Source organism: Streptomyces sp. NPDC018263, from assembly GCF_055562575.1.
This window is the reverse complement of sequence record NZ_JBVHFA010000005.1, coordinates 400,875-426,341: the sequence shown is the minus strand read 5'-3', so window position 1 is coordinate 426,341 and position 25,467 is coordinate 400,875. Positions and strand designations below refer to the sequence as shown.

At 72.1% G+C, this 25,467-nt stretch carries 23 protein-coding genes; 7 read left to right on the top strand and 16 right to left on the bottom strand.

Features of this window, described 5'->3' with window-relative positions; all coding sequences use genetic code 11:
* Window positions 1-49: 49 nt before the first annotated feature.
* Entirely contained in the window at window positions 50-2,782 is a 2,733-nt protein-coding gene (gene ppc, locus ACZ3HQ_RS17545; RefSeq protein ID WP_467511803.1) for a phosphoenolpyruvate carboxylase, read from the bottom strand.
* A 301-nt stretch (window positions 2,783-3,083) separates the two neighbouring features.
* Between ppc and ACZ3HQ_RS17540 the strand changes: the two genes are divergently transcribed.
* Window positions 3,084-4,082, top strand: coding sequence for an acyl-CoA desaturase (locus ACZ3HQ_RS17540; protein WP_467511801.1), 999 nt, complete (start codon window positions 3,084-3,086; stop codon window positions 4,080-4,082).
* The gene (locus ACZ3HQ_RS17535) at window positions 4,079-4,756 is read left to right on the top strand and encodes a TetR/AcrR family transcriptional regulator (RefSeq protein WP_161146734.1); all 678 of its coding nucleotides are present in this window, start codon (window positions 4,079-4,081) and stop codon (window positions 4,754-4,756) included. Before ACZ3HQ_RS17540 ends, ACZ3HQ_RS17535 begins: the two co-directional genes overlap by 4 nt.
* Here ACZ3HQ_RS17535 and ACZ3HQ_RS17530 read toward each other — a convergent pair.
* Window positions 4,753-5,115, bottom strand: coding sequence for a VOC family protein (locus ACZ3HQ_RS17530; RefSeq protein ID WP_467511798.1), 363 nt, complete (start codon window positions 5,113-5,115; stop codon window positions 4,753-4,755). The two genes, ACZ3HQ_RS17535 and ACZ3HQ_RS17530, sit on opposite strands and share 4 nt — an antisense overlap.
* Before the next feature lie 3 nt (window positions 5,116-5,118).
* Complete coding sequence (locus tag ACZ3HQ_RS17525; RefSeq protein ID WP_467511796.1) at window positions 5,119-5,910, bottom strand: trans-aconitate 2-methyltransferase; 792 nt, start codon at window positions 5,908-5,910, stop codon at window positions 5,119-5,121.
* 104 nt (window positions 5,911-6,014) lie between these two features.
* Between ACZ3HQ_RS17525 and tamR the strand changes: the two genes are divergently transcribed.
* A complete protein-coding gene (gene tamR / locus ACZ3HQ_RS17520) occupies window positions 6,015-6,512 on the top strand; it encodes a MarR family transcriptional regulator TamR (protein ID WP_030814668.1) in 498 nt (165 codons plus the stop codon).
* Here tamR and ACZ3HQ_RS17515 read toward each other — a convergent pair.
* On the bottom strand, window positions 6,471-7,238 hold the full coding sequence (locus ACZ3HQ_RS17515) for a LuxR C-terminal-related transcriptional regulator (RefSeq protein ID WP_467511794.1): 768 nt from the start codon (window positions 7,236-7,238) through the stop codon (window positions 6,471-6,473). The genes tamR and ACZ3HQ_RS17515 overlap by 42 nt on opposite strands.
* 219 nt (window positions 7,239-7,457) lie before the next feature.
* Here ACZ3HQ_RS17515 and ACZ3HQ_RS17510 point away from each other — a divergent pair, with 219 nt between their 5' ends.
* Entirely contained in the window at window positions 7,458-7,913 is a 456-nt protein-coding gene (locus ACZ3HQ_RS17510) for a GNAT family N-acetyltransferase (protein WP_467511792.1), read from the top strand.
* An 11-nt stretch (window positions 7,914-7,924) separates the two neighbouring features.
* Here the strand turns inward: ACZ3HQ_RS17510 and galK are convergent, their stop codons facing one another.
* The 3 genes from galK to galT are packed head-to-tail and all read right to left on the bottom strand — an operon-like array spanning window position 7,925 to window position 11,132.
* Window positions 7,925-9,088, bottom strand: coding sequence for a galactokinase (gene galK, locus ACZ3HQ_RS17505; RefSeq protein WP_467511791.1), 1,164 nt, complete (start codon window positions 9,086-9,088; stop codon window positions 7,925-7,927).
* Window positions 9,088-10,050, bottom strand: a complete 963-nt coding sequence (gene galE, locus ACZ3HQ_RS17500) for a UDP-glucose 4-epimerase GalE (RefSeq protein WP_350904099.1) — start codon at window positions 10,048-10,050, stop codon at window positions 9,088-9,090. Before galE ends, galK begins: the two co-directional genes overlap by 1 nt.
* Complete coding sequence (gene galT / locus ACZ3HQ_RS17495) at window positions 10,047-11,132, bottom strand: galactose-1-phosphate uridylyltransferase (RefSeq protein WP_467511788.1); 1,086 nt, start codon at window positions 11,130-11,132, stop codon at window positions 10,047-10,049. The genes galE and galT overlap by 4 nt, the downstream gene beginning before the upstream one ends.
* Before the next feature lie 167 nt (window positions 11,133-11,299).
* Between galT and ACZ3HQ_RS17490 the strand changes: the two genes are divergently transcribed.
* Both ACZ3HQ_RS17490 and ACZ3HQ_RS17485 read left to right on the top strand, forming a co-directional pair.
* Window positions 11,300-13,012, top strand: coding sequence for a sodium:solute symporter family protein (locus ACZ3HQ_RS17490; RefSeq protein ID WP_467511786.1), 1,713 nt, complete (start codon window positions 11,300-11,302; stop codon window positions 13,010-13,012).
* Between the two features lie 21 nt (window positions 13,013-13,033).
* Complete coding sequence (locus ACZ3HQ_RS17485) at window positions 13,034-13,378, top strand: hypothetical protein (protein ID WP_467511784.1); 345 nt, start codon at window positions 13,034-13,036, stop codon at window positions 13,376-13,378.
* Between the two features lie 201 nt (window positions 13,379-13,579).
* Here ACZ3HQ_RS17485 and ACZ3HQ_RS17480 read toward each other — a convergent pair whose 3' ends face one another.
* The 4 genes from ACZ3HQ_RS17480 to ACZ3HQ_RS17465 all read right to left on the bottom strand — a co-directional run bounded on the left by ACZ3HQ_RS17480 (window position 13,580) and on the right by ACZ3HQ_RS17465 (window position 19,765).
* Complete coding sequence (locus tag ACZ3HQ_RS17480) at window positions 13,580-14,272, bottom strand: helix-turn-helix transcriptional regulator (RefSeq protein ID WP_030814646.1); 693 nt, start codon at window positions 14,270-14,272, stop codon at window positions 13,580-13,582.
* A gap of 71 nt (window positions 14,273-14,343) precedes the next feature.
* On the bottom strand, window positions 14,344-15,984 hold the full coding sequence (locus ACZ3HQ_RS17475) for an outer membrane protein assembly factor BamB family protein (protein WP_467511782.1): 1,641 nt from the start codon (window positions 15,982-15,984) through the stop codon (window positions 14,344-14,346).
* 70 nt (window positions 15,985-16,054) lie between these two features.
* Window positions 16,055-17,791, bottom strand: coding sequence for an outer membrane protein assembly factor BamB family protein (locus ACZ3HQ_RS17470; RefSeq protein WP_467511780.1), 1,737 nt, complete (start codon window positions 17,789-17,791; stop codon window positions 16,055-16,057).
* Window positions 17,792-17,956: 165 nt separating this feature from the next.
* Window positions 17,957-19,765 carry an ABC-F family ATP-binding cassette domain-containing protein gene (locus ACZ3HQ_RS17465; RefSeq protein WP_467511778.1) on the bottom strand — a complete coding sequence of 603 codons (1,809 nt, stop codon included), beginning with the start codon at window positions 19,763-19,765 and terminating at the stop codon, window positions 17,957-17,959.
* A gap of 158 nt (window positions 19,766-19,923) precedes the next feature.
* Between ACZ3HQ_RS17465 and ACZ3HQ_RS17460 the strand changes: the two genes are divergently transcribed.
* Complete coding sequence (locus ACZ3HQ_RS17460) at window positions 19,924-20,508, top strand: Uma2 family endonuclease (protein WP_467511776.1); 585 nt, start codon at window positions 19,924-19,926, stop codon at window positions 20,506-20,508.
* Window positions 20,509-20,513: 5 nt separating this feature from the next.
* Here the strand turns inward: ACZ3HQ_RS17460 and ACZ3HQ_RS17455 are convergent, their stop codons facing one another.
* The 5 genes from ACZ3HQ_RS17455 to ACZ3HQ_RS17435 all read right to left on the bottom strand — a co-directional run bounded on the left by ACZ3HQ_RS17455 (window position 20,514) and on the right by ACZ3HQ_RS17435 (window position 24,982).
* Entirely contained in the window at window positions 20,514-21,407 is an 894-nt protein-coding gene (locus ACZ3HQ_RS17455) for a 4-(cytidine 5'-diphospho)-2-C-methyl-D-erythritol kinase (protein ID WP_467511775.1), read from the bottom strand.
* Entirely contained in the window at window positions 21,404-22,282 is an 879-nt protein-coding gene (rsmA, locus tag ACZ3HQ_RS17450) for a 16S rRNA (adenine(1518)-N(6)/adenine(1519)-N(6))-dimethyltransferase RsmA (RefSeq protein WP_467511773.1), read from the bottom strand. Before rsmA ends, ACZ3HQ_RS17455 begins: the two co-directional genes overlap by 4 nt.
* A gap of 41 nt (window positions 22,283-22,323) precedes the next feature.
* Window positions 22,324-23,616, bottom strand: a complete 1,293-nt coding sequence (locus ACZ3HQ_RS17445) for a ubiquitin-like domain-containing protein (RefSeq protein WP_467511771.1) — start codon at window positions 23,614-23,616, stop codon at window positions 22,324-22,326.
* Between the two features lie 120 nt (window positions 23,617-23,736).
* Entirely contained in the window at window positions 23,737-24,618 is an 882-nt protein-coding gene (locus tag ACZ3HQ_RS17440) for a TatD family hydrolase (protein ID WP_467511769.1), read from the bottom strand.
* 25 nt (window positions 24,619-24,643) lie between these two features.
* The gene (locus tag ACZ3HQ_RS17435; RefSeq protein ID WP_467511767.1) at window positions 24,644-24,982 is read right to left on the bottom strand and encodes a hypothetical protein; all 339 of its coding nucleotides are present in this window, start codon (window positions 24,980-24,982) and stop codon (window positions 24,644-24,646) included.
* Between the last annotated feature and the right edge of the window lie 485 nt (window positions 24,983-25,467).

Sequence of the window (25,467 nt, the reverse complement as noted above, 5' to 3'; positions counted from 1 at the left end):
TGCCCCCGGAACCGACGAGTTCCGGGGGCACCGTCGTACGCGCTTCGGGTCAGCCGGTGTTGCGCAGGCCCGCCGCGACGCCGTTGACGGTGAGCAGGAGGGCGCGGCCCAGGGTCGGGTCGGGTTCCTCACCGGCGGCGGCCGCGTCGCGCTGGCGCTTGAGCAGGGCGACCTGGAGGTAGGAGATCGGGTCCAGGTAGGCGTCGCGGATGCTCAGGGTCTGCCGCAGCTCGGGCTGGGCGTCGAGGAGTTCGGTCTCGCCGGTGATGCGCAGGACCTCGGCGACGGTCAGCTCGTGCTCGGCCTTGATGGTGTCGAAGACGTGCTTCAGCTCGTCGGGGACGAGGGTGTCGACGTAGTGCTGGGCGATGCGCAGGTCGGTCTTGGCGAGGGTCATCTCGACGTTGGAGATGAAGTTCCGGAAGAAGTGCCACTGTTCGTGCATCTCGCCGAGCACGGTGTCGAGCCCGGTCTCGCGCAGGGCCTTGAGGCCGGAGCCGACGCCGAACCAGCCGGGGACGATCTGCCGGGACTGGGTCCAGCCGAACACCCACGGGATGGCGCGCAGGCCGTCGAGCGAGACGCCCGAGCCGGGGCGGCGGGAGGGCCGCGAGCCCAGGTGCAGCTCGGCGAGCTGGTCGACCGGGGTGGAGGCGAGGAAGTACGTCGGCAGGTCGGGGTCCTCGACGAGCCGGCGGTAGGCGGCGTGGGCGGCATCGGAGACGACGTCCATGGCCGCGTCCCAGCGGGCGAGGGCCTCGTCGGACTGGCGGGGCGCGGTGTGCAGGGCGGACGCCTGGAGGGTGGCGGCGACCGTCAGCTCCAGGTTCTCCCGGGCGAGGGAGGGGATCAGGTACTTGTCGGAGATGACCTCGCCCTGCTCGGTCACCTTGATCTCGCCCTCCAGGGTGCCCCAGGGCTGGGCGAGGATCGCGTCGTGCGAGGGGCCGCCGCCGCGGCCGACGGTGCCGCCGCGGCCGTGGAAGAGGCGCAGCCGGACGCCGTAGCGGTGGGCGACGTCGCGCAGCCGGCGCTGGGCGCGGTGGATCTCCCACTGGCTGGTGGTGATGCCGCCGAACTTGGAGGAGTCGGAGTAGCCGAGCATGACCTCCTGGACGTCCCCGCGCAGCGCGACCAGGCGCCGGTAGGAGGGGTCGGAGAGCATGTCCTCCAGGATGGTGTCGGCGGCCTTCAGCTCGTCGGTGGTCTCCAGCAGCGGCACGATGCCGATCTTGGCCCAGCCGGCGTGCAGGTCGAGCAGTCCGGCCTCGCGGGCCAGCACGGTCGCGGCGAACACGTCGTCGGCGCCCTGGCACATCGAGATGATGTACGACTCGATGACCTCGGGCCCGAAGACCTCCAGCGCCCGCCGGACGGTCTGGAAGACGCCGAGTGTCCTGGCGCCGGCCTCGTCGACCGGGGCCGGGCTCGGGGCGAGCGGGCGGCGCGAGCGCAGCTCCTTGGCGAGCAGCTTGGCGCGGTACTCGCGGGGCATGTCGGCGTAGCGCCAGGACTCCTCGCCGAGCCGGTCGAAGAGCTGGCCGAGGGCGTGGTGGTGGGCGTCGGCGTGCTCGCGTACGTCCATGGTGGCGAGCTGGAGGCCGAAGGCGGCCAGGGTGCGGATGACGCGGTCGATGCGGCCGTCGGCGAAGAGGGCGCCGCGGTGCTCGCGCAGGGAGGTCTGGATGATGCGCAGGTCGGCGAGGAGTTCGGCGGTGCCGAGGTAGTCGCGGCCCTCCTCGTGCGGGGTGTTGCGGGCGAGGCGCTGCTTGGTGTTCTCCAGCTTCTGCCGGATCGCGGTGGCCTTGAGCCGGTAGGGCTCCTCGGCGTTGAGCCGCTTGTAGCGGGGGCTGATCTCCGGCAGGCGCTCCAGGTCGGTCTCCAGGGACTCCAGGAGTTCCCGGGTGGCGCCGGCGTAGCGGATGGAGTTGGAGAGCAGGCCGCGGAGCTGGTCGATCATCTCCAGCGCGTCGTTGATGCCGTGCTCGTGCTGGAGGATCAGCACGTCCCAGGTGACCTGGGGGGTGACGTTGGGGTTGCCGTCGCGGTCGCCGCCGATCCAGGTGCCGAAGGTCAGCGGGCGGGTGTCCGGCGGCAGGGTGACGCCGACCCGCTCCAGCTCGGCGGTGAGGTCCTCCAGGACGTCCCCGACGGCGTCGGCGTGCAGCTCGTCCAGGTAGTAGATGGCGTTGCGGGCCTCGTCGGTGGGCTCGGGGCGGACCACGCGCAGTTCGTCGGTCTGCCAGACGAGGTCGATGTTCTCGGCGAGCCGTACGTCGTGGCGGCGGCGGTCGGAGTCCAGGACGGGGGTCTCCAGGAGCTCCGCGACACGCCGGAGCTTGTTGAGGACCGAGCGGCGGGCGGCCTCGGTGGGGTGGGCGGTGAACACCGGGCGCACGTTGAGGTTGCGGACGGCGTCCCGCAGGTGCTCGGGGTCGGCGTCCTTCAGCCGGTCGGCGGTACGGGAGAGCAGACCGCCCTCGGCCGCCCGGCGGGCGCGCAGCTCGCGGCCGCGGTGCACCTGCTCGGTGACGTTGGCGAGGTGGAAGTAGGTGGAGAAGGCGCGCACCAGCTTGGCGGCGGTCTCCAGCTCGGTGCCGCGCAGCAGCTCGGCCGCGGCCTCGCCGTCCTCGCGGGTGAGACGGCGGACCTTCTCGACCAGTTCCAGCAGCTCGGGGCCCTCCTGGCGGACGAGGGTCTCGCCCAGGAGATCGCCCAGGCGCCGGATGTCGGCGCGCAGCGCCTGGCCGTTCGTGGTGCTCTGGTCGTCGACACTGCTCACAGGTGCGGCTCCTTGCGGTGTTGAAGCTCATCCGGAGGGAACCCGGACACCCATCCATCACACGGCAAAACGCCGCATACCGGCCGGAACGTCCGGGAAGCAAACAGAGCGGACCGCGCTGTCCGACCGTCTCCAAGGATAGGTGTCCCGGTGGACGCGCAGGATCTCGGGCTCTTGCCGCCGACCTGACCGCTGACATACTTACGACGCCGTAGGTTACGGAACCGTAGGGACGTACCGTCCGTTCCCTACCTGTCCGGCACCGCCTCGACCCCCGCCCTCGACCCCACAGGGGACGCGCATGACCTCAAGTAGTTCCGATGTGATCGACGAAGCCCGCACCGATGGCGCGACCGCCACGCTGGGCGGCGAACAGAAGCGCTCGATCGAACAGATCGCGCTCCTGGTGTTCATCGTCGTACCGTTCCTGGCCCTGCTCGCGGCCGTGCCGCTGGTGTGGGGCTGGGGGGTGAGCTGGCTCGACCTGGGCCTGCTGGTGTTCTTCTACTTCCTCGGGTGCCACGGCATCACCATCGGCTTCCACCGCTACTTCACCCACGGCTCCTTCAAGGCGAAGCGGCCGCTCAGGATCGCGCTGGCGATCATGGGGTCGATGGCGGTGGAGGGGCCGCTCGTGCGCTGGGTGGCCGACCACCGCAGGCACCACAAGTTCTCCGACGCCGAGGGCGACCCCCACTCGCCGTGGCGGTTCGGGGAGACGCTCCCCGCGCTGATGAAGGGCCTGTGGTGGGCCCACATCGCCTGGATGTTCGACGAGGAGCAGACCCCGCAGGAGAAGTACGCGCCGGACCTGGTCAAGGACCCCGCCATGCGGGCGATCTCCCGGCAGTTCGCGCTGTGGACGACCGTCTCGCTGCTGCTGCCCCCGCTGATCGGCGGGCTGGCGACGATGTCCTGGTGGGGCGCCTTCACCGGGTTCTTCTGGGGTTCACTCGTCCGGGTGGCCCTGCTGCATCACGTGACGTGGTCGATCAACTCGATCTGTCACGCGGTGGGCAAGCGCCCCTTCAAGTCCCGCGACCGCTCGGGCAACGTGTGGTGGCTGGCCGTGCTGTCCTGCGGCGAGTCCTGGCACAACCTGCACCACGCCGACCCGACCTCCGCGCGGCACGGGGTGGAGCGCGGGCAGATCGACTCCTCGGCCCGGTTCATCCGCTGGTTCGAGAAGCTCGGCTGGGCCTATGACGTGCGCTGGCCGTCGCGCTCGCGCATCGATTCCCGCCGCACCGACGACGACGGTTCCGCCCGGCGCGGGAAGGCCGCCGCGAAGGCGGCATGATTGACGGCGTGGCCACCGACTCCAGCAGCACCTCCAGCAACGACAAGACACGGCGGACCCGCCGGACCCGGATGACCGGTGCGGAGCGCCGCCAGCAGTTGCTGGAGATTGGCCGGACCCTCTTCGCGGCCAAGGGCTTCGAAGGCACGTCGGTGGAGGAGATCGCGGCCAAGGCCGGGGTCTCCAAGCCGGTGGTGTACGAGCACTTCGGCGGCAAGGAGGGGCTGTACGCGGTCGTGGTGGACCGGGAGATGCGGTGCCTGCTGGACATGGTCACCGGCTCGCTGACCGCCGGCCACCCCCGTGAGCTGTGCGAGCAGGCCGCGTTCGCGCTGCTGGACTACATCGAGGAGTACACGGACGGTTTCCGCATCCTCGTCCGTGACTCCCCCATCCCGCAGTCCACCGGCTCCTTCGCCTCGCTGATCTCCGACATCGCCACCCAGGTCGAGGACATCCTGGGCCGCGAGTTCAAGAGCCGCGGCTTCGACTCCAAGCTCGCCCCGCTCTACGCCCAGGCCCTGGTCGGCATGGTCGCCCTCACCGGCCAGTGGTGGCTCGACGTCCGCCGCCCCAAGAAGGCCGAGGTGGCCGCCCACCTCGTCAACCTCGCCTGGCACGGCCTGGACGGCCTGGAACAGAAGCCCCGCCTGATAGGCCACCGCAAGAACTAGGCGTCCGCCGCCAGGAACTCCAGGCGGTTGCCCACCGGGTCGCTGGAGTGGAAGCGGCGGTGGCCGGGCTGCCCGGCGTCCCACTCCACCGGCGCGCCGTGGGCGGCCAGCCGGGCGGCGCACGCGTCGAGGTCCGCGACCAGCAGGCCGGGGTGCGCCTTGCGGGCGGGACGGAAGTCGTCGTCGACGCCCAGATGGAGCTGGACCCCGCCCGCCCGGAACCAGCAGCCGCCGCGCGCCGCCAGCGCCGGGGGCTTGGGCACCTCCGTCATGCCGAGCACCCCGCCGTAGAAGGCGCGCAGCGCGTCCTCCGTGCCGGACGGCATCGCGAGCTGGACGTGGTCGATCGCACGCAGCACGGCTCAGGCCCCCTTCACCGCGACCGCGAACAGGCGGCGGAAGGGCAGGACCGTGCCGTACGGGGCGGTCGGGTACGCCTCTCGGAGGAGGTCTCGGTATTCGGTGACGAAGGCGTCCCGCGCCTCCGGATCGTCGGCCAGGGCGGTCAGGGCGGGGCGGAGGGCGGTGCCCTTGGCCCAGTCCAGGACCGGGTCGGGGCCGGGGAGGACGTGCTGATAGGTGGTCTGCCAGACGTCGGTGGCGCAGCCCAGGCGGGCCAGGTGGTCCAGGTAGGCGCCGGGGGTGTGGACGGAGTCGGGGGTGCGCAGGACGCCGGCCAGGCGGGACGCCCAGCGGGGCGTGGCGGCCAGTTCGCGCAGCAGGGTGTGCAGCGGGGCGTCGGTGTTGTCCGGCACCTGGAAGGCGAACACCCCGCCCGGCTTCAGCGCGTGGGTCCAGTCCGCCAACCGGTCGAGGTGGCCGGGCACCCACTGGAGGGTGGCGTTGGACAGCAGCAGGTCGTGCGGGCCTTCGGGTGTCCAGGTGCGGGCGTCGGCGGGGGCGAAGTCCAGCGCGGGCTGTTCGGCGCGGGCCCGCTGAAGCATCTCGGGCGAGTTGTCGTACCCGGTGATCCGGGCGCCGGGCCAGCGTTCGGCGAGCAGCGCGGTGGCGTTGCCGGGGCCGCAGCCGAGGTCGGCGATCCGGGGGCGCTCGGACGGCAGGGCGGGGACGCGGGCCAGCAGGTCCGTGAACGGGCGCAGCCGGTGGCCGGAGTGACGGAGGTACTGGGCGGGGTCCCAGGAAGGCGTCGTCATGGCAGCCACCTTCCCGAAGAACTTCTCTCGATGTCAAGATACTCAGCTTCAAGAGGCTTCGCTTCAAGAGACTTCACGTCGACACAACCACTACACTGATCTCCATGGAGGACGAGGTCGATCGGCTGGTCGCAGCGTGGCGCCGGGAGCGCCCTGACCTCGACGTGGAACCACTGGAAGTACTGAGCCGGGTGAGCAGGCTGGCCCGGCACCTGGACCGCGCCCGCAGGCTCGCCTTCTCCGAGCACCAGTTGGAGCCCTGGGAGTTCGACGTGCTGACCGCGCTGCGCCGCGCCGGCACCCCGTACCAGCTCTCCCCCGGCCAGTTGCTCACCCAGACGCTGGTCACCTCGGGCACCATGACCAACCGCATCGACCGGCTGGCCAAGAAGGGCCTGGTGGAGCGACTGCCCGACCCCAGCGACCGGCGCGGTGTGCTGGTACGGCTGACCGACACCGGCCGGGACCGCGCGGACGAGGCACTGGCGGGCCTGCTGGCCCAGGAGCGGGCCATCCTCGGCGAGCTGTCCCGCGCCCAGCGCGGCGAACTCGCCGGGCTGCTACGCCAGTTGACCGCCCCGTTCGACAACGTCCCCGGTTAGGTCGACCGGCCCCACCCCGGCCCGCCGGGCCAGCGCCACCGCGGCCAGCGTGGAGTGCACACCCAGCTTGCCCAGCACGTTCTGCATATGGGTGCGGACGGTGTGCGGGGAGAGGAACAGCCGTTCCGCGACCGCCTTGCGGCCGAGCCCGGCGACCATGCAGCGCAGCACCTCCCGCTCGCGCGGGGTCAGCGACGACACCAGCCGCTCGCTCTCGCTGCGGTGCTTGCGCGCCGCCGTCAGCTCCTTCAGCACGCCGGTGAGCAGCGCGGCCGGCAGATGCGTCTCGTCCCGCAGCACACCCCGGACCACGGTGAGCAGCCGGGACAGCGAGCAGTCCTTGGCGACCCAGCCGGAGGCACCCGCCTGGAGCGCGAGCGCGGCCCGGTGCGGGTCGTCCTTCTCGGCGAGGACCACCGTGCGCACCCCGGCCTGCGCCGAGCGCACCCCGGCGACCAGCGAGATCCCGTCCACCAGGCCGTCCGCGTCGCCCGCCTGCACCGGGACCGCCGCCCGCCCGCCGGGCAGCACCCGGCCGAGGTCGGCGTCGACCAGCAGTACGTCGTAGCGGCGGCCCTCGGCGGCGGCGCGCTCCAGACAGCGCAGCGCGGCCGGGCCGCTGCCCGCGGCGGACACGTCCACGTCGGGCTCGGCCGCCAGAGCGGCCGCCAGTGACTCGGCGAAGATGCGATGGTCGTCCACGACCAGCACTCGGATGCGAACCACGAAACCCCCTTCCCCAGGCTCCACTTGGAGCAGGGGTCACCCACGGCGCGGCGGCCGCCGTCGCGGAGACTGCTACCCCCGGCGCGGTCCCCGTACCCGCCCGTCCCGCCCCCTGATCGGCCACCGGCCCCCACCGGTACCGCTCGCGAGGTCCCTCAGCGTACGGGCGGGCCCTGGCCGGGGGGAGCGGATTGACGGAACTGACCGGCCGTCGCGTTTATGGTGTGCCGCATGTTTCGGATCGAGACGGAAGTGGACAAGGACCGACGGGATCTGCTGCGCGCCCGGCTGCGGGACACCAACACGGCGGCCTCCCCGGTACTGGCCGCGCTGCGCGGCTCGCCGGGCGACCGGAACACCCCGCTGCACGTGTGGGTGCTGGACGCGGCGGGCGGGCTCGCCGGGGGGCTGGTCGGGCACACCTGGGCCGGGTGGCTGCACGTCACGTATCTGTGGGTGGACGCCCGGTACCGGGGCGCGGGTCTCGGCTCCCGGCTGCTGGCGGAGGCCGAGCGCGTCGCGCACACCGGCCGGGGCTGTACGCGCTCCCGCGTGGAGACCTGGGACTTCCAGGCCCCGGAGTTCTACAAGGACCGCGGCTACGACGTGGTGTCCGTGATCCCCGACTATCCGCCGGGGATCACGGAGTACACGCTGACCAAGCGGCTCGGCTGAAGGCTCGGGGATCAGCCCAGGCGGCGGGCGCCCGGCGAGGGCACCGCCTCGAAGACGCGCGGGGCCGTGTACCCGGCCGCCGCGAACGCCTCCTCGACCGCCTTGGTGAGGGTGTCCACCGCGGACACCTCGGCCAGCGCGATCGCGGAGCCGCCGAAGCCGCCGCCGGTCATCCGGGCGCCGAGCGCGCCGGCCGCCAGCGCGGTGTCGACCGCGAGGTCCAGCTCCGGGCAGGAGATCCGGAAGTCGTCGCGCAGCGAGGCGTGGCCCTCGGTGAGGAGCGGCCCGATGGCGCGGACGTCGCCCGAGGTCAGCAGCTCCACCACCCGCTCCACGCGCCGGTTCTCGGTGACGATGTGCCGCACCAGCCGGCGCACCTCGGCCGCGTCGTCCTCGGAGCCGAGCTGCTCCAGCGCCGCGTCCAGCCCGTCGTACGCCACATCGCGCAGCGCGTCGACGCCGAGCAGGGCGGCGCCCTTCTCGCAGCCGGCCCGGCGCTTGCCGTACTCGCCGCCGCTGTGGGCGTGCTTGACCTGGGTGTCGACCACCAGCAGGCGCAGGCCCTCGGCGGCCAGGTCGAACGGGATCTGCCGCTGGGACAGGTCGCGGGTGTCGAGGAAGAGCGCGTGGCCCTCCTCGCAGCAGGCCGACGCGGTCTGGTCCATGATGCCGGTGGGCGCGCCGACGTAGACGTTCTCCGCGCGCTGGCACAGCCGGGCCAGCTTCCAGCGCGGCAGCTCCAGGCCGAACAGGTCGTCCAGCGCGAGCGCGACGACGACCTCCAGCGCGGCCGAGGACGACAGCCCGGCGCCGGTCGGCACGGTGGAGGCGAGGTGGATGTCGGCGCCGGTGACCGGGTGCCCGGCCTCGCGCAGCGCCCAGACCACGCCCGCCGGGTACGCGGTCCAGTCGTCGTCGGTGCCCGGCGCGAGGCCGTCCAGTACGAGTTCGACGACCTCGCCCTCGATGTCGGCCGAGTGCAGCCGCAGCAGGCCGTCGGTGCGGCGGGAGACGGCCGCGGTGACCTGGTGCGGCAGGGCGAACGGCATGACGAAACCGTCGTTGTAGTCGGTGTGTTCGCCGATCAGGTTGACCCGGCCCGGCGCCGCCCACACCCCTTCCGGTGCCGCACCGTACAGCTCGGTGAAGCGTTCCCGGACCTGCTGTGCCCCCACTAGTGCTCCCTCTGCGTGTCGCGCGCGAACTCCCAGGCGTCCGCGATGATCCCGGCGAGGTCCGCGCGGGACGGGTTCCACCCCAGTGTGGCGCGTGCGGTCTCCGCCGACGCCACCAGGACCGCCGGGTCGCCGGCCCGGCGCGGGGCGGTGACCTCGGGGATGGGGTGGCCGGTGACCTCGCGGGCGGTCTCCACGACCTCGCGGACGGAGAAGCCGTTGCCGTTGCCGAGGTTGCAGATCAGGTGCTCGCCGGAGCGGGCGGCGCCGAGGGCGAGGAGGTGGGCGTCGGCGAGGTCCGCGACATGGATGTAGTCGCGGACGCAGGTGCCGTCGGGGGTCGGGTAGTCGTCGCCGTAGACGGAGATGGCCTCGCGGCGGCCCTGGGCGACCTGGAGGACGAGCGGGATGAGGTGGGACTCGGGGTCGTGGCGCTCGCCGTAGGGGCCGTAGGCGCCGGCCACGTTGAAGTAGCGCAGGGAGACGGCGGCCAGGCCGTGGGCGTGCGCCTCGCTGGTGATCATGTGGTCGACGGCCAGCTTGGAGGCGCCGTAGGGGTTGGTGGGCCGGGTCGGGGCGGACTCCGGGATCGGGACCTCCTCGGGCTCGCCGTAGGTGGCGGCGGTGGAGGAGAAGACCAGCCGGTTCACGCCCGCCTCGCGCATGGCGGCGAGCAGGGCCATGGTGCCGCCGACGTTGTTCTCCCAGTACTTCTCCGGCTTCACCACCGACTCGCCGACCTGGGAGAACGCGGCGAAGTGCAGCACGCCGTCGTAGGACGGGTCGAGCCACTTGGCGGCATCGCGGATGTCGCCCTCGACGAAGGCGGCACCGGCGGGCACGCCCGCGCGGAAGCCGGTGGAGAGATTGTCGAGGACGGTGACCTCGTGTCCCGCCTCCAGCAGATGCTGGGCGACGACACTGCCCACATAGCCCGCGCCACCCGTCACCAGGTACTTCATGAACTCGCTACCTCTCGCAGTCGCTCGGCCGCGCGCTCCGGCGGCACGTCGTTGATGAAGACGTTCATGCCGGACTCGGAACCCGCGAGGAACTTCAGCTTGCCGGATGTGCGGCGGATGGTGAAAAGCTCCAGGTGGAGCGCGAAGTCGTCCCGCGTCACCCCGTCGAAGCCGGGGAGGTCGCCGAACGGCGCCTGGTGCCACGCCGCGATGTACGGCGTCGGCGCCTCGGCCTCGTCGCCCTCTCCACCCTCCGGCCGCCCGAAGATCCGGTCGAAGCGCCTCAAGAGTTCCAGATAGACCTGGGGGAACTCTGTGCGCGCGGCCTCGTCCAGCGCGAGCAGGTCGGGCACCCGGCGCTTGGGGTACAGGTGCACCTCGTAGGGCCAGTGCGCGGCGAACGGGACGAAGGCCGCCCAGTGTTCACTCTGCAGGACGACCCGGTCACCGGCGAGTTCGCGTTCCAGGACGGCGTCGAAGAGGTTCTCCCCGCCGGTGGCGGCCTTGTGGCCGGCGAGCGAGCGGAGCATCAGTGCGGTGCGCGGGGTGGTGAACGGGTAGGCGTAGATCTGGCCGTGGGGGTGACCCAGCGTCACCCCGATCTCGGCGCCCCGGTTCTCGAAACAGAAGACCTGCTTGACGGAGGGCAGATGCGACAGCTCGGCGGTGCGGTCGGTCCACGCCTCCAGCACGAGCCGGGCCTGTTCGTCGGTGAGGGAGGCGAAGGACGCGTCGTGGTCGGAGGTGAAGCAGACGACCTCGCAGCGGCCGGAGTCACCGGCGAGGGAGGGGAAGCGGTTCTCGAACACCACCACGTCGTAGGTGGAGTCCGGGATCTCGCTGAGCCGCCCGTCCCGGCTGGGGCAGAGCGGGCACTCGTCGGCCGGGGGGTGGTAGGTGCGGCCCTGGCGGTGGGAGGCCACGGCCACCGAGTCGCCGAGCAGCGGGTCCCGGCGGATCTCGGAAGCGGTGACCGTGGGCTCCAGCGGACGGCGGTCCACCGCGTCGCGGACGGTGTCGTCCCGCAGGTCGTAGTAGACCAGCTCACGTCCGTCGGCCAGCCGGGTCGAGGTCTTCTTCACGCCGGACTCCTCGCTCTCACTCAACACAATCAAACATAACAAACCACAACCCGACAACAGCTCGCACGATCACAATCGAACAAAGAACACCAACAGAACTGTTCAAATAATGAACGCCGCGGCGTAGGTTCCGCTCTGGATCAGTTCGCGCAACGAAGCGAGTTCTCATGCAGACCCCCCCGACCGGACCCGCGCCCCTGGCGGCGGGCCCCAGCTATCTGGCGGCGGAGCTACGGCTCCCCACCAACTGGCTCGACTACACGATCCTGGCCATCTACTTCGTCGTGGTTCTCGGCATCGGCTTCGCGGCCCGCCGCTCGGTGAAGACCAGCCTGGACTTCTTCCTCTCCGGACGCTCGCTGCCCGCCTGGATCACCGGCCTCGCCTTCATCTCGGCGAACCTGGCGGCCACCGAGATCCTGGGCATGGCGGCCAACAGCGCCCAGTACGGCGCGTACACCGTGCACTGGTACTGGATCGGCGCCATCCCGGCCATGGTCTTCCTCGGCCTGGTGATGATGCCCTTCTACTACGGCAGCAAGGTCCGCTCGGTCCCCGAGTTCCTGCTGCTGCGCTTCGACAAGGCAGCCCACCTGCTCAGTTCGATCCTGTTCGCCTTCGCCGCCATCCTCATCGCGGGCGTGAACCTGTACGCGCTGGCGATCGTGGTGGAGGCCCTGCTCGGCTGGCCGCAATGGGTGGCCATCGTGGTGGCGGGCGCCTTCGTGCTCGGCTACATCACCCTGGGCGGTCTGTCCTCGGCGATCTACAACGAGGTGCTCCAGTTCTTCGTGATCCTGGCCGCCCTCATCCCGATCACCGTCCTCGGCCTGAAGAAGGCCGGCGGCTGGGACGGCCTGACCCACAAGCTGGACGCGGCCCACGGGCACAACTTCACCACCGCCTGGGGCGGCACCGGCATCGGCAGCGCCAACCCGCTGGGCGCCAACTGGCTGACCATCGTGCTCGGTCTCGGCTTCGTGCTGTCCTTCGGCTACTGGACGACCAACTTCGCCGAGGTGCAGCGCGCGCTGTCCGCGAAGAACCTCTCCGCCTCCAAGCGCACCCCGCTGATCGCTGCCTACCCGAAGATCTTCATCGTCTTCCTGGTGATGATCCCCGGCCTGGTCGCCGCCGCCCTGGTCCCGAAGATCGGCCAGCCCGGCTCCGGGCTCCAGTACAACGACGCGATCCCCTACCTGATGCAGGAGCTGCTGCCCAACGGTGTGCTCGGCATCGCGGTCACCGGTCTGCTCGCCGCGTTCATGGCGGGCATGGCGGCCAACGTGTCGTCCTTCAACACGGTGTTCACCACCGACATCTGGGCCCGCTACGTGAAACCGGGCCAGGAGGACGCCTACTACGTCCGCTTCGGCCGCTGGATCACCGTGATCGGTGTCGCCGCGTCGGTCGGCACGGCGTTCCTGGCGTCGTCGTTCTCGAACATCATGAGCTACCTCCAGACGCTGTTCTCCTTCTTCAACGTGCCGATGTTCGTGGTCTTCATCGTCGGCATGTTCTGGAAGCGCGCCTCCGCCAAGTCCGGCTTCTGGGGCCTGCTCGCCGGTACCGCCACCGCGATGGTCAACTACTTCGTGTTCTACAAGGAGGGCATCATCTCGATCCCCTCCGACCAGGGCGCCAACTTCGTCTCCGCCATCGCGGGCTTCGTCGCGGGCGCGGTCGTCATGGTCGCGGTGTCGCTGTTCACCAAGCCCAAGCCGGCCGAGGAACTCCAGGGCCTGGTCTACGGCACCAAGTCGCCCGGCATGTCCGAGGCACCCGCCGAGGGCGACGACGCCTGGTACCGCAAGCCCGCCCTGCTCGGCTGGGGCGCGGTCGTCCTGGCCGCCGCCTGCTACATCCCGTTCTCGTTCTGATCGCGGGAGGATGAGGAAACCATGACCGACGAATCCCCCCGCCCCGAGCACGGGCCCGGCGCGACCGAGCACGACGTCCAGCGCGAGGTCACCGAGCTGGAGGGCAAGTCCGCCACCGCGGCCCGCATCTTCGACCTGCGGCGCATCATCGGCGGCCTGTTCGTGCTCTACGGCATCATCGTCACGATCGCCGGCATCACCGACTCCCAGGCCGCGATCGACAAGGCCGAGGGCGTCAACATCAACCTGTGGACCGGCATCGGCATGCTGATCCTCGGGGTGTTCTTCCTGGCCTGGCTGAAGCTGCGGCCGACCCCGCCCCCGCTGCCCACCGAGGACGCGGGCGACGAGGACCCCGTGCACTAGGGGGTGTCTTTCCGATCTTCGTGGATCAGCCCGCGGCGTCTGGTGCGGTGCCTCGGCGTGCGGTCGAGTCGCCCTCGTACTGGACGTACTTGGGTGATTCGGCCGTGCGGCGAGGTGCCGTGCCAGGGGTCGCGGGCCCGCGAAGATCGGGGAGACGCCCCCTAGCCCCGCGGGGACGAAAGCCGGAGCCGGAGCTGTGGACTACAGCTCCGGCTCCGTCGTGTGCGGGGCGGCTCCGGCGCGGTCCAGCAGCCCGGTACGGGCCGCGAGGGCGGCCGCCTCCAGCCGGGAGCCGACCCCCAACTTCATCAGCACCCGCTGCACATGGGTACGGGCGGTGCTGGGTGCTATCCCCATGCCGGCCGCGATCAGCCGGGTGTCCTCGCCGTCGGCGACCCGGACCAGCACCTCCACCTCGCGCGGGGTGAGCAGCCTCAGCAGCCGCTGGCCCTCGTCGTCGGGCTGCACGGCCGGGTTCAGCAGCTCCGCGAAGGCGCCCTGGAGCAGTTGGGGGGCGACGGCGGCCTCACCGGCGCGGGCCTTCAGGATGGCCCGCTCGACCCCCTCGATGCGCTCGTCGTGCCGTACGTACCCGGCGGCGCCCGCAGCGAAGGCGGCCGCGATGCCGCGCGGGGACGGGACCGGGCCGAGGACCAGGACGGCCACCTGCGGGCGCTCCCGCTTGATGCGGGCCACCGGGTCGAACGCCCCCGGCTCGGCGGGTGCCGCGGTGCCCAGCAGGCACACCTCGGGGGCGCGCGATATCACCAGCTCGGCCGCGCCCGCGGCCGGCGCCGCCGCGGCGAGCACCCGGTGCCCGCGCAGCTTCAGCGCCGACGCCAACGCCTCCGCCAGCAGGCGGTGGTCGTCGACGACCATGAGCCGCACTCCCATAGAGCAACCCCCCAGTTCCTCCCGATCTCCCGGAAGTTACACGCTCGGGGCGCCTGCCGTGCGGGCTTCGGTCAGTCGCGGGTGCCGAAGGCCACCACGCAGTTCTTGTCCTTGTCGAAGCTCCCGATCGGCTTGCCCGCGTTCGGCGCCGCCATGAAGAGCCTGCCCTGGCTGTACCGGTACTCCGAGAAGCTGGGCTGGAGACCGGTCTGGAGGGCACGGTCGGCCTGGTCGGCGGGCAGCTCCATCAGCGTCGTGGACTTGAAGGCGGCGCCGTCGATGCGGACGACCTGGCCGCCCTTGTCGTACGGCGCGTCCTTGTACGCGATCAGGTTGCCGCCGTCCATGCGCAGCGGGAACAGCGTGTAGCCCTCGCCGGCCTCGGCCCGCTGGCCGGTCCGCTTGCCGGTGGCGAGGTCGAAGGCGACGACCTCGTTGGTGTGGACGAGCTTGCTCTTGCCGCTGCCGCTGTGCTCCTTGGTCGCCAGGTACAGCCTGCCCGCTCCCGCGACGACGCCCTTGCACTCCTCGACGAGGGTGATGGTCTCGCACTCGCCGTCGTAGGTGTCGCCCGAGACCGGGATACGGGCCAGCAGCCTGCCGGTGCGGTTGTCGATGGAGAAGTAGTCCGAGACCCCGCTGCCGCCGCTCGCGCTGTGCCCGGCGTCCGCGCCGACCACCAGCGGGTCGGTGGAGACGATGGCCGCGTAGTCGATGCCGGCGCCCATCTTGTACTCGGCGATCACCTTGCCCGAGGTGGGGTCGATGTTCTGGATGCTGAGGGTGCGGTTGCCGAACGCGCCGCACTTGCGGACCGCGACCAGCTTGCTGCCGCCGCCGTAGCCGACGTCGTCGCAGTCGTCGCCGGGCTTGGGCTGCCAGAGCACCTTGCCGGTGCCGATGTCGTAGGCCGCGCCGCCGCCGAGACCGCCGACCGCGACGGTCTTCCCGGCGACGGTGACGTTGCTGAACTGGGTGGCGAACTCGCCCGTGCCGACCGACTTGGTCCACAGCTTGGTGCCGGCCCGGACGTCGACGCCCGCGACCTGGGTGCAGCCGGGGCGGCTGTCCTTGGTCGGCATGGAGGGCTGGTAGACGATGCCGGTGCGGCCGTCGGCGGTGACGTGCTCGGTGGCCGCGCAGACGGGGCCGGGCAGCTTGAGCGTCCACTTCTTGTGGCCGTCGGCCGGGTCGTAGCCGTTGATCTCGGCGATGCCGCTCTTGGCGTAGACGCCGCTGCTCAGCCAGGAGCCCGGCGTGGTGACGACGTTCTCCTCGGTCTTGGGCTGCGGGACCTTGAACACGACGTCGGCGGCCGGGTTGTCCGGCACCTTCTCCTTGCCGCCGGTCGCGGTGGCGGTGCCGTCCTTGTCCCCGCCGGTCTTCGCGGTACCGCCTCCGTCAAGGGAGCGGGAGTACCAGACGCCGGAGCCGATGATCAGACCGATGGCGACGACGGCCGCGAGGACGATCAGCGCGATGGCGCGGTTCTCCCTGGCGCGGGTGTTGTCGCCCGCCACGACGGTCGGCGGCTGGGCGGGGTATCCGTAGCCCGGCTGCTGCGGATGCTGCGGCTGGGCCGGGTAGCCGTAGCCGGGCTGCGGCTGCGGCTGGGGCGGGGGCGCCTGCGGATAGCCGTACGTCGGCTGGGGAGCGGCCGGCGGGGTGGGCGGCTGGTCCTGGGGCGGGCCGGAGGGCGGCTGGTCGGTCATCGTGGGGTACCTCGAAGCGGCTGGTGGGGACGGCGGGGGGCGGCAGGGGCGGCCGAGAGGAGGGGACGGGCTACTTGCCGTAGGCCAGCATCAGCTTCTCCTCGGACTCGTCCTGGCCGCTCAGCCGGTCGGTGGCGATGAAGAAGCGGCCGCCGGACCAGACCGTGGTGGCGTCATAGAAGCCGTTCTCGATCTGCGCGGCGCCGTCCGGGTTCCGGAGCAGCGTGACGGGCCGGTGCGCGCCGGAGCCGGTCGGGACGGAGAGCACCCGGCCGCCCTGGGAGTAGGACGCGTCGGCGTAGGCGATGAGGTTGCCGCCCTGGAGCTGGACCGGGACCATCGGGCGGCCGATCGGGGACTTCACCCGCCACTTCTCCTTGCCGTCGGCCAGACCGATGGCGATGATCTCGTTCGCGCCGGTGGTGGACTCGGTGGGCAGGTAGAGGGTCTTGGCGTCCACGGCGACGGCCTTGCAGTTCTGCAAACCGCGGTTCAGCGAGAGGAAGCCGCAGCCGGGGGCGAACTTCTTGTCGACCTTGACCTCGGAGGTGAAGCGGCCGCCGCTGTCCAGGGTGGAGATGTTCCACGTCTTCTTGTCGCGGTTGGTCAGGTAGACCACCAGCGGGTTCACGGAGAAGACACGGTCGGCCTTCCAGCCCTTGGTGACGGCCCGGGTCCACTTCGCCTTGCCGGTGGCCGGGTCGAGTTCGCGGATCTCGTCGCGCTCCTTGGCGCCGCCCGCCCCGCAGGAGGCCACCTCGACCAGGCGCCCGGTGTCACCGGCGTACCCGGCCGGGTAGCAGTCCGTGCCGTACTTCTTGAGGTCGTACAGCTTCTTGCCGGTGCCCGCGTCGTACGCGGTGCCCGACATGTCCCGGCCGACCACCAGGGTTTTGCCGGCGAGGGTCAGCTCGATGCTGCGGGTGCTGTCGAACAGGGCGGTGCCGTCGGCGACTTCGGCGTGCCAGCCCTTCTTGCCGGTGTCCAGGTCGATCTGCTGGAGCTGGTTGCACTTGGCGCGGTCGGTGGAGCCGTTCATGTACGCGACGACGATGCTGCCGTCGGCGTCGGCGCGCTTGGTGACCGCGCAGACCTCGTGCGGCAGGGCGATCGGGGCCCAGGCGGGCTTGCCGTCCGCGACGCGGAAGCCGAGGACCTCCTTGTACGCGGCCTTCACCGCCGTCCTCTCCGTGACCCAGAGGCCGGGCGCCTCCGCGCCGTTGCCGGGGGCGTCGGGGGCGGACTTGTACCAGAGGACCTTCGACTCGCCGGGCTTGCGGCCCGCGTTGAGGTCCTCGGCGTCCGTACGGCCGTCGCCCTTGCCGTCGCCGGTGTCGGCGGAGGGGGACGCGGTGGCGGAGTGCTGGGTGTCGCCGGTCGGGTGGGCGACGGGCTTGTCGTCGTCCCCACCGCCACTGGCGACCGCGTACACGGTGCCGCCGGCGAGCAGCAGCGCGACGGCCACCGCCCCCGCGATCAGTGCGGTGCGCTTCTTGCCACCGGGCGGCTTGCCGGGGCCGCCGGGGTGCGGGTACGCCCCGTAGGGGGCGCCGGGCGGGGGGCCGTAGGGGCCGGGAGCCTGCCCGTAGGGGCCGGGCTGGGCGTACGGGCCGGGAGGCTGCTGGGGGTAGCCGTAGCCGGGCTGCTGGGGCGGCGGCGGGGCGCCGAACCCGCCCTGGGGCGGCGGCTGTTGGGACGGCGGCTGCGGAGGGGCGCCGAAGCCCCCCTGCGGCGGGCCCTGCGGCGGCTGGTTCTGCGGTGGGCCGAAACCGCCGTGCGGCGGCTGCCCGGGCGGCGGCTGGCTCATCAGCGCTGCTCCCCCTCGTTCACTGACTTTTAGCCTACGAAGGGTCTTTCTATCACCGACCACCGACAGCACAGGGGCCCGTGAGAGCCCCTGTGCCCAAGGTCGAACCACCCCGTGATGCCGCCGTTACGGACTCACCGGTATGGCCTGATTCCGCCGTACGCGCTACGCGTCCTCCGCCAGCTCCAGCCAGCGCAGCTCGAGTTCCTCGCGCTCGCCGGCGAGTTCACGCAGCTCGGCGTCGAGTTCGGCGACCTTGGCGAAGTCGGTGGCGTTGTCCGCGATGCGGGTGTGCAGCTTGGCCTCCTTGTCGGAGATCTTGTCCAACTGCCGCTCGATCTTCTGGAGTTCCTTCTTCGCGGCCCGCTGGTCGGCGGCGCTCCTCTCCGCGCCGGCCGGGGCGGGCGCGGCGACGGCCGAGCGCTGGGCGACGGCCTCCTCCATGCGCAGGCGGCGCTCCAGGTACTCGTCGATGCCGCGCGGCAGCATGCGCAGAGCGCCGTCGCCGAGGAGGGCGTACACCTTGTCGGTGGTGCGCTCGACGAAGAACCGGTCGTGGGAGATGACGACCATCGAGCCGGGCCAGCCGTCGAGGACGTCCTCCAACTGGGTCAGGGTCTCGATGTCCAGGTCGTTGGTGGGCTCGTCGAGGAAGAGGACGTTGGGCTCGTCCATGAGCAGGCGCAGCAGTTGGAGCCTTCGGCGCTCACCGCCGGAGAGGTCGCCGACCGGCGTCCACTGCTTCTCCTTGGTGAAGCCGAAGGTCTCGCAGAGCTGGCCCGCCGTCATCTCGCGGCCCTTGCCGAGGTCGACGCGCTCGCGCACGCGCTGCACGGCCTCCAGCACCCGCCAGTTCGGGTCGAGTTCGGCGACCTCCTGGGAGAGGTAGGCGAGCTTGACCGTCTTGCCGACGCTGACCTTGCCGCCCGCGGGCTGCTCCTCGCCGCCGGTGCGGGCGGCCTGGGCCATGGCCCGCAGCAGGGAGGTCTTGCCGGCGCCGTTGACGCCGACCAGGCCGATGCGGTCGCCGGGGCCGAGCTGCCAGGTGACGTGCTTCAGCAGTTCCTTGGGGCCCGCGGTGACGCTGACGTCCTCCAGGTCGAAGACCGTCTTGCCGAGCCGGGAGGAGGCGAACTTCATCAGCTCGCTGCTGTCGCGGGGCGGCGGCACGTCCTTGATCAGCTCGTTGGCCGCCTCGACGCGGAAGCGGGGCTTGGAGGTGCGGGCGGGGGCGCCCCGGCGCAGCCAGGCCAGTTCCTTGCGGACGAGGTTCTGCCGCTTGGTCTCCTCGGTGGCGGCGATGCGCTCGCGCTCGGCGCGGGCGAAGACGTAGTCGGAGTAGCCGCCCTCGTACTCGTAGACGGTGCCGCGCTGGACGTCCCACATGCGGGTGCAGACCTGGTCCAGGAACCAGCGGTCGTGGGTGACGCAGACGAGGGCCGAGCGGCGCTCGCGCAGGTGCCGGGCGAGCCAGGCGATGCCCTCGACGTCGAGGTGGTTGGTGGGCTCGTCCAGGACGAGGAGGTCCTGCTCCTCGATGAGCAGCTTGGCCAGCGCGATCCGGCGCCGCTCACCGCCGGAGAGCGGGCCGATGACGGTGTCCAGACCCTTGGGGAAGCCCGGCAGGTCGAGCCCGCCGAACAGGCCGGTCAGCACGTCCCTGACCTTGGCGTTGCCCGCCCACTCGTGGTCGGCCAGGTCGCCGATGACCTCGTGCCGGACGGTGGCCTCGGGGTCGAGCGAGTCGTGCTGCGTCAGCACCCCGCTCCGCAGCCCCCCGGAGTGCGTGACCCGCCCGCTGTCGGCCTCCTCCACCTTGGCGAGCATCCGGATCAGCGTGGTCTTCCCGTCGCCGTTGCGCCCGACGACCCCGATCCGGTCCCCTTCCGACACACCGAGCGAGACGCCGTCCAGCAGGGCCCGCGTGCCGTAGACCTTGCTGACGTTCTCGACATTGACCAGATTGACGGCCATTTCACTCCTGTGCAGGGGGATCGATCAGCCTTCAAGCGTAGGCCCTGCGGCGCGGGTGCCGGGGCGCGCGGGTGCGGTCACTCTTTGTGATGACGTGATCGACGCTCGGCCGCTACCGTGGAAGGCGGGCAGCAGGATCTCCGTCCATGGGAGGAACCATGACCGCCGAGTCCGTCGAGCACCAGGTCGAGTGGCCGGTGCCGCCGCAGGACGGGTACACCGTGGATGATCTGTTCACGCTGCCCAATCTCCCGCCGCACACCGAGTTGATCGACGGGAGCCTGGTTTTCGTGAGTCCGCAGCGGCGTTTCCACTATCTTGCGATCAACATGCTGTTCGACGGACTGCGCGCCGCTCTCCCCGGGGAGTTCAGCGTCGAACGGGAGATGACGGTCGTCCTGGACGACCGTAACGGGCCCGAACCCGATATCTGTGTGGTTCGGGCCGAAGCGGTCACCGGGCTGGATCAGACCCGGTTCCGGGCCGAGGACGCACTGCTTGTCGTGGAGGTCGTCTCGCCCGAGTCCGGGTCCCGCGACCGCACGACGAAACCTCACAAGTACGCCGCCGCGGGAATCCGGAACTTCTGGCGCGTCGAGCAGGACGGACCCACCGGCAGCCTGTTCGTCCATGTCTATGAGATCGACCCGCTGACCAGCCGGTATGTGCATATGGGGCTGCACAAGGACAAGCTCGATGTCGAGAAGCCCTACCCGATCAGCATCGACCTGACCGCCATCTGACCGACTCAGAGAACCGTCGCCCCCGGTACCGGCCCCGCTGCCGTGCGGGTGGTGCGGCAGGTGCCGGAGTCCTCAAGGGCCTGGGCGACCTGGGTCGCCGTGTCCGCGTCCGGGACCAGGAAGGCCGTGGTGGGGCCCGAGCCGGAGACCAGGGTGGCGAGGGCGCCTGCCTGGTGGCCGGTGGCGAGGGTGGCTGCCAGCTCCGGGTAGAGGGAGAGGGCGGCGGGCTGGAGGTCGTTGGTGAGGGAGGCGGCCAGGGCTTCCGGGTCGCCCTTGGACAGGGCGGTCAGGAGGGTCGGGTCGGCCTCCGGGGCCGGGATGTCGTGGCCCTCCGTCAGGCGGTCGAACTCGCGGAACACCGCCGGGGTCGACAGGCCCCGCTCCGCCATCGCGAACACCCAGTGGAAGGTGCCCCCGACCTCCAGCGGAGCCAGCTTCTCGCCGCGCCCGGTACCGAGCGCCGCGCCGCCGACCAGGCTGAAGGGGACGTCGCTGCCCAGCTCGGCGCAGATGTCGAGCAGCTCGGCACGCGTGGCGCCCGTACCCCACAGCGCGTCGCAGGCCAGCAGCGCGCCCGCGCCGTCCGCGCTGCCGCCGGCCATGCCGCCCGCGACCGGGATGTCCTTGGCGATGTGGAGGTGGACGGCGGGCTCGATGCCCCGGCGTTCCGCGAGCGCGAGCGCGGCGCGGGCGGCCAGGTTGGTGCGGTCCAGGGGGACCGACGCGGCGTCCGGCCCGGAGCAGGTGACCCGGAGTGCGTCGGCCGGGGTCACGGTGACCTCGTCGTAGAGGCCGACCGCCAGGAAGACGTTGGCCAGGTCGTGGAAGCCGTCGGGGCGGGCGGCGGCTACGCCGAGCTGGACGTTGACCTTGGCGGGGACCCGTACCGTGACGCTCACGCGGCTGCTCCCCCATGGCCCTTGTGCTCGGCGATCCGCGCGAACTCCTCGACCGTCAGCGCCTCGCCGCGCGCCTGCGGGGAGACTCCGGCGGCGACCAGCGCGGCCTCGGCGGCGGCGGCCGACCCGGCCCAGCCGGCGAGCGCGGCGCGCAGGGTCTTGCGGCGCTGGGCGAAGGCGGCGTCGACCACGGCGAAGACCTCGGCGCGGGTGGCCGACGTCTTGACCGGCTCGGCACGCCGGACCAGCGAGACCAGGCCGCTGTCGACGTTCGGCGCGGGCCAGAACACGTTCCGCCCGATCGCCCCCGCCCGCTTGACCTCGGCGTACCAGTTGGCCTTGACCGAGGGCACGCCGTACACCTTGGAGCCGGGCGCGGCGGCGAGCCGGTCGGCGACCTCGGACTGGACCATCACCAGGGTGCGCTCGATGCTCGGGAAGGTGGCGAGCATGTGCAGCAGCACGGGGACGGCGACGTTGTAGGGCAGGTTGGCGACGAGCGCGGTCGGCGGCGGGCCGGGCAGCTCCTCGACGAGCATCGCGTCGGAGTGCACCAGCGCGAACCGGTCGGCCCGCTCGGGCATCCGGGCGGCGACGGTCGCGGGCAGCGCCGCGGCCAGCACGTCGTCGATCTCGACGGCGGTGACCCGGTCGGCCGCCTCCAGCAGGGCCAGGGTGAGGGAGCCGAGTCCGGGCCCGACCTCCACCACCACGTCGTCGGGGCGCACCCCGGCGGTGCGCACGATGCGGCGGACCGTGTTGGCGTCGATCACGAAGTTCTGGCCGCGCTGCTTGGTCGGCCGTACGCCGAGCACGGCCGCCAGTTCGCGGATGTCGGCGGGACCGAGGAGGGCGTCGGGGGTGGGGCTGCTCACGGGACAAGGGTACGGGGCGGCAGGGGCGCCGCTGCCCCGGCTCAGCCGCGCAGGCGTGCCCCGCAGTGCGGCCAGGGCGAGGTGCCGTGCCGCAGGTACAGGGTCTTGGCGCGCCGGGTCTGCTCCTCGGGCGGCGCGTCCTGGGGGCGTCCGCTGCCGCCGAGGCCGTGCCAGGTGGCGGTGTCGAACTGGTAGAGCCCGCCGTAGGTGCCGGAGGGGTCGACGGCGTCGGCCCGGCCGCCGGACTCGCAGACGGCGAGCGCGTGCCAGTTCAGGCCGTCCGCGCCGGCGGGGGTGGCCGGGCGGGCCTTGGTGCCGACGCGGACGAGCCGGCGGCGCGGCTCGCGGACCACCTCGGAGTGCTCGCGGCGGGGGCGCTGCCGGACGCCGTTGACGGTACGCAGCAGGTAGGTGGTGCGGCGCAGCCCCGGCAGCCCGGCCTGGTCGACGACCTCGGTGCCCTTCGGCAGGGTGGGGTCCTCGGTGCGGCGCACGGCGTACGGGATCTCCTCGTCGCGCGTCTCGCGGGTGCCGGTGATCCGCAGCACGGTGACGGTCTGCCCGTCGCGCGGGAAGGAGGTGCCGGGCACGGAGGTGGTGTCCTCGCCGTGCAGCGTGATGCCGGCTTCACGCAGCGCCTCGGCGACGCTGGCCGCGTTGGTGCGCAGGGTGCGGGTGCGTCCGTCGGCCATGACGGTGACGCTGCGCTCGGTACGGACGTCCAGCGCGAGCCCGGCCCGGCCGATGGGCAGCGAGCGGGACACGGAGAGGTAGGCGCCCTCCGCCCGCACCCCGAGCTGTCTGAGCGCGCCCTCCACCGTGTCGGCGGTGGTCCACACCACGCGGCGCTCGCCGTCGATGGTCAGCCGGACCGGGCGGCCGTGGCGTACGGCGATCTCGTCGCCGTCGGTGAGCGGGGTGCCGGGGGCGGGGGCGACCACGTCGTGCGGGCCGACCCGGACGCCCTCCTCGGCGAGGAGACCGGTGACGTCGTCGGCGAAGGTGTGCAGGGTGCGGGGGTGGCCGTCGACGGTCAGCTCGACCGCCTTGTCCTCGGCGACGAAGGCGGCGGTGCCCCCGGCGAGGAACGCGACGACCAGTGCCTGGGGCAGCAGCCTGCGCACCGGGGACTCGGGCCGTTCGGCGGCCCGCCGCCTGCGTCCCGCCGGTCGTACGCCCTGCGGGGCCCTGCGGGGCGCGGGTACGGCCTCGTAGGCGGGCCGGTAGGTGCCGGGGGGTACGCCGTACGGCAGGGTCAGCGCGCTGTGCACCGACGGCACGGCTTCGTCGCCGAGGGTGCCGTGGGGGCCGTACCGCTCGTACTGCTGGGTCACGCCGACACGCTCCAGGGGGCCTTGGCCGATCGGGCCCCCAGAACCTAGCGGAGCGGGCGTCACTCTCCAAAGCGGCGCGGCCACACAGGGTCACGGCTCGAACTGGCGCGTCAGTAAGGCTCAGTACCCGAAGGCGCGGGCCGTGTTGGCGCCGAGGGCGGCGGCGAGGGTGTCCTCGTCGGTGCCGCGTACGGCGGCCATGGCGCGCACGGTGACCGGGATCAGGTACGGGGCGTTGGGGCGGCCCCGGTAGGGCGCCGGGGTGAGGAAGGGGGCGTCGGTCTCGACCAGGACCAGCTCCAGCGGGGCCACGGCCAGGGCGTCCCGGAGGTTCTGGGCGTTCTTGAAGGTGACGTTGCCCGCGAAGGACATGTAGTAGCCCTCGCGGGCGCAGATCTCCGCCATGTCGGCGTCACCGGAGTAGCAGTGGAAGACGGTGCGGTCGGGGGCGCCCTCCTCCTTCAGCACGCGCAGCACGTCGGCGTGGGCGTCGCGGTCGTGGATGACCAGGGTCTTGCCGTGCCGCTTGGCGATCTCGATGTGGGCGCGGAAGGACCGCTCCTGCGCCTGTTTGCCCTCGGGGCCTGTGCGGAAGAAGTCGAGGCCGGTCTCGCCGACCCCCTTGACCTGCGGGAGCGCGGCGAGCCGGTCGATCTCGGCGAGCGCCTCGTCCAGCGCGGCGTCCCCGCCCGGCTGCCGGGCGCCCTGCCTCGACCATCCGTCGGGGTCACCGTGCACGATGCGCGGAGCCTCGTTCGGGTGCAGGGCGACCGTCGCGTGGACGCGGTCGTGCGCGGCGGCCGTCTCGGCGGCCCAGCGGGAGCCCGCCAGGTCGCAGCCGACCTGCACGACCGTGGTCACGCCGACTGACGCGGCCTTCGCCAGCCCCTCCTCGACGGTGCCGGACTGCATGTCGAGGTGGGTGTGGGAGTCGGCCACCTCGACGCCGAGGGGTGCGGGGAGCGGGGGCGGCGCGTTCTTGTCACCGGCGTTCGAAGGCATGCCCCGATCCTACGGAAGGGGCGTGCTAGCTCGCCCGGCGCTGGAAGGGATGCAGCAGGTCGGAGAGGTGCCAGTGGTGGGTTTCCGGGGCGGGCGCATCCGGCACCGGAACCGGGCGGCGCAGGGAGGACACCTGTCCGGCGCGCATGATCCGTACGACGTGCCCGTCGCAGTTCTCGCACACCGGCCGGCTCAGCGGGGACGGCACCACGGTGCCCTCCACGACGTACCGGACGCACTCATGGCCCTCGGTGTCGGTGTGGTGCTCTATCGCGTACGACTGCTCCCAGCCGTGCCCGCACCTCATGCAGGCGAACGCGTACGACTCGTGAACGGCGGCGATCTGCCCGGCGACCTCACTCATGCCCAGCTCCTGCGGTCCACTGACGCCCCCGTCACGGAGGCGGGGGACGGCTTGTCGCCCCCTCACCCAGTGGACGCCCGCGCCGCCCCGAACGCACGCGACCTGTCGACTGTTGGACGCCCCTTGGCCGTCCCTTGCCGAACCGCTCCGCCGGGGCCCGTTCCCTTTGCCCGCCCGCACCCGCCATTTGCCCACCCATGGGGCGCACCCCGGCATACGCGCTGCGCAGAGGGCGCGGAAGCCCCGCCCTACGGGGGCTGTCCGCCATGTCGCCCCCCTCCCCTGCGGGGCGCTCAGACCCCTCGAGGTGCCGGCCACCACCCCGGTACCCCGCCACGGGACCGGGGCCCGCCGCACCACCCCGGCACCACCCCTGCCCCGCACCACCCGCGCCTCACAGAGGCAGCCCCGAGGGGTCGCTCGTCGCCCAGCGCCGCCCCTCCGCCGCCCAGGCGTCAACGCGGGGCCCGGCCCGCCCGCACTTC